We start from the raw sequence: 3,993 nt of genomic DNA on the forward strand, positions 1-3,993 counted from the left end.
TATTGCTGCAAAGATGAATATCGAAAAACTGCTCGATATAAAGATAAACTCCTGCAACACCTTCAGAAGACAGATAGCATAAAAAAAACTTCGAAATAACTGCAAAGCAAGGAAGAGCGGGTGAAGATCTCCCATAAGTTATTCCAGGGTGTTTCATGAGATATTTCCGGAAAATTTTTCACGGAAATGTTCCGTGAAAAATTTCTTGACAATATCCCTGGAAATAGATAAGATTTCTCCAGGATTTCTCCGCTTTCTCCGTTTGCAGGCTTTTATGAGTCAATTCGTGCTGCAAGAGCTGTGTGAATCGTCAGTTGTTGTTAAAAAGTAATACAGGAGTGTGCTTGAAAATGAGCGACGAAAACAATGAAAACGGGGGGCTTCAGCGAACAATCGACTGGAAACAGGGGCTTGCAATTGCCCTGGGGGTTCCTGTGCTGATCCTGCCGTCCATAGGATATTTCGCAAACTATGTCTGGGCTTTTGCAATTATTATCTGGGCATTATCGGTCTTTCAGGGTTTCATGCAAAATTTTGCCTACGGAGAACTTGCCACAATGTTCCCGAAAGCCTCCGGGCTTCCCGGATACGCCCAGAGCGTTTTTACGAGCCGGGACGCAACCATCCGGTATGACCGCAGTAAGCTGCTTGGAGGCTTCAGCGCCTGGAGCTACTGGTTTGCCTGGAATCCGGTCCTTGCAATCTATTCAATTTTGATCGGAAGTTATCTAAAAGGCCTGATTCCTGCATTCGCAGGCGTGCCTGACCTTGCTATTTATCTCGCGTCCGGCGCAGTTGTATTCGTGCTTCTTATTCTTGTCAATTATCGCGGGCTCTCGGGCGGGGCATCCCTCGGGTACATTCTTGCCGTGCTTTCACTTGCCCCACTCATCATTATCTCCCTGGCTCCCTTTGCAACCGGGCACTTTGAGCTTAGCAATATTACCGGAGCCTGGCTTCCCACAGACTGGAGCTGGGACATAGAGCATATCCTGGTTCTGCTGGGGCTTTTCGCAATGGCTCAATGGAGTGCCTGCGCCTGGGAAACCGCAGCAATTTACGGGCCAGAATATAAACAGCCAAAATCCGATGTCCCAAAAGCCCTCTTTATTTGTGGTGCTATTTGCCTTGTGACATTTATTCTTGTCCAGGCAGCCTGTACCGGAGCTCTTGGGATTGAAGGAATCCTGGCTGAACCGTTCTCTCCCATGCTGCCTATAGCTCAGATGACTCTTGGTCCCATAGGCGGGTCTCTCACCATCTTCATGCTGATCGCGGCAATGATTCTTATCATCCAGACAGCCTTTCTCGGAGCTTCAAGGGCTATGTACTCCATGGCTGAAGAAGGAAATCTGCCGGGATTCTTTGGAAAAATGAATAGTCACGGAACTCCTGTCAACGCAATGATCGTCATTGCCCTCCTGAACATGGGTTTCATCTGCCTTGGAACCCCCGCAGCTATAGTAGCAGCATCGGCAATTGGTTATGTCTGCGCTAACGGGATAAGTCTGCTCGCATATGTCAAGGCAAAAAGTGACCCGAAATTCTCAAAACTAGAAAGGCCGTTCAAAGCTCCCGGAGGCTGGCAATATGTAGCCTTTCTTTTCGGGCTCTTTAACCTGCCTCTCTGCCTGATCGGAATAGTATACCTTAACAGCCTTGAGGTAGGCTGGACTTCAACAATCGTAGGTTTTGTTGTGCTTACTCTCTATCTGCCTCTGTGGTATTATTCCCAGAATGAAAACAGGGCAGCTTTAGATAAGGAGAATTCTCTCCCGGGCGAATCCGCAATCTAATGTGTTTTACAGATGTAAAAAGAGATTTGAAAACATGTGGTTACTGGAAATAATTTATCCTGTCCGGAAACTGCATGTTTATTTTTATCATAATATAAAATGTCTATAATAACTTATTATGTTTATCATAATATAAAATATTTATAATAATATAAAATATTTATAATAATCTAAAATATTTATCATAATATAAAATATTTATAATAATATAAAATATTTATAATAATATAAAATATTTATAATAATATAAAATGTTTAGATAACCTGTTATTTTTACAATAAGTTGTTTGTATTGAATATGATTTTATAAAATTCAATATGTTGTTACGGTTGAAATTTAATTCCTTCTAATTCCTTTTAATTCCTTTTTATTCTAAGCAAAATAACCTGATCTGGCTGGAAATGAGGTTTAGCGATGCTCGACGATACTCCGCTGAGGACCAGACTGATTCTTTACATCGTGCTTGGGGTTTTTCTTATCCTCACAGTTTCGACAGCTATTATAATTTCTACGGTTACGGCGCAGGAGGAAAAGCTCGCTTATGAGCAGTCGATTGAGATGGCTTCCAGTTATGCAAATAAATTTGATGGGGATATGAAAGCCAATCAGGCTATTGCAAGAACGATCTCCGGAACTATGGGAGCTTACAGCGAAGCCGATAGGGAGGAGGTACTCAAAATTCTTGAAAACCAGCTTCTCAAAAATCCTGAGCTTCTCGGAACCTATGTCGCTTTTGAGCCCGGGGCTTTTGATGGAAGAGATGCGGAATACACGAATGCCCCTGCCCACGATACAACCGGCAGGTTTATCCCTTACTGTAACAGGATAAACGGAAACATCACGATTGAGCCTCTGCTGCACTATGACCGGGCGGATTACTACCAGCTCCCGAAGGAGATGAAAAGTGACGTGCTAACGGAACCTTACTTTTATGAGGGGGTTTTTATGGTAAGTTATGTTTCCCCTATTTTTAAAGATGGGGAATTTTCCGGAGTAGGAGGGGTTGATATCTCTCTTGAGTATCTGGATGAGGCGGTAAGCAAGGTTCGGGCTTTTGATACGGGATATGCTTTCATGGTAAGCAATACCGGAATTCTGCTTTCCCATCCTGCGCATAAGGAGTGGATAGGAAAGAAAAACCTCTACGATTTTGAAGGAGAGGAAATCCGGAAAGCCGCATCCGATATACGGAGAGGAATAGGGGGACATCTGGAGTCAGTAGACCCGACAACAGGTAAAAAAGTGGTAATGTTCTATGAACCTGTTGAGACAGGTAAATTCGCTTTTATGCTTGTAATCCCGAAAGAGGAAATGCTTGCAGGCGTTTCCAATCTCAGGAACAGGCTTCTTGTTATTTCTGCAATTTCAATCCTGTTCATGGCTGCCCTTGCATATATGATTGCCAGATCCGTTACGGGCTCTATAGATAAAATTGTTGGGGATTTCAAAACGATTGCCAGTGACGCTGTCAGGGGTGAACTTGGCGTAAGGGCAGATACGAATGTAGATATTGATTTCCGTGAGATTCCAGTCGGCTTGAATGAGATTCTTAATGCCGTTATTGTTCCTATCCGCGAGACAATGAGGGTAACCAATGCGCTTTCTCAGGGGGAACTGAAAGAGCGGGTTTGCGTGGATATGCAGGGAGAATTCAGGGAGCTCGGGGATACACTTGATAAATTCTCCGGAAACCTGAACCGGATAATTGACGATTCAAATACAGTCCTTACCGCATTCCAGCAAAATAATTTTAAGCGGCAGATCCGTGTACACGGGAAGGGGGATTTCAAGCTGCTTACGGAAGGAATAGAAGACGCCAGATGTTTCCTTGACAGGGCAACAACCGAGCGAAAGGAAACCGAACAGGCTCTTACCGACTACGCAGCCGAACTTGAGCAGTCTAACCGGCGTAAAGAGGAGCTGGAACTGGTAATTAATAACAGCCCTGTAATCGTCTTTTTGTGGAAATACGAGGAGGGCTGGCCAATCGAATTCGTTTCGGAGAATATTGCCAGGCTGGATTACCGGGTTGAAGATTTTACCTCAAACAGGATTCTCTATAAAGACATCGTGTATCCCGAAGATGTGGAAAGGATGGCTGCCGAACTTAAGATGCACGTCGAAGCCGGCTGTTCGGATTATACCTCGGAATACCGGATTCTCACAAAATCGGGCGATATCCGCTGGGTTGACGAA

The 3,993-nt window shown here is 44.2% G+C and carries 3 protein-coding genes; all 3 read left to right on the top strand.

Annotated features, from left to right (window positions below; translation table 11 throughout):
* Position 1 precedes the first annotated feature (1 nt).
* The gene (locus tag EQO05_RS15160) at positions 2-82 is read left to right on the top strand and encodes a hypothetical protein (protein WP_255420870.1); all 81 of its coding nucleotides are present in this window, start codon (positions 2-4) and stop codon (positions 80-82) included.
* A 268-nt stretch (positions 83-350) separates the two neighbouring features.
* The gene (locus EQO05_RS15165; RefSeq protein WP_128507946.1) at positions 351-1,796 is read left to right on the top strand and encodes an APC family permease; all 1,446 of its coding nucleotides are present in this window, start codon (positions 351-353) and stop codon (positions 1,794-1,796) included.
* A gap of 415 nt (positions 1,797-2,211) precedes the next feature.
* Positions 2,212-3,993: cache domain-containing protein (locus EQO05_RS15170; RefSeq protein WP_128507948.1), on the top strand; the 1,782-nt coding region annotated here is incomplete at its 3' end.

The organism is Methanosarcina sp. MSH10X1, assembly GCF_004099695.1.
Lineage (GTDB): Archaea > Halobacteriota > Methanosarcinia > Methanosarcinales > Methanosarcinaceae > Methanosarcina.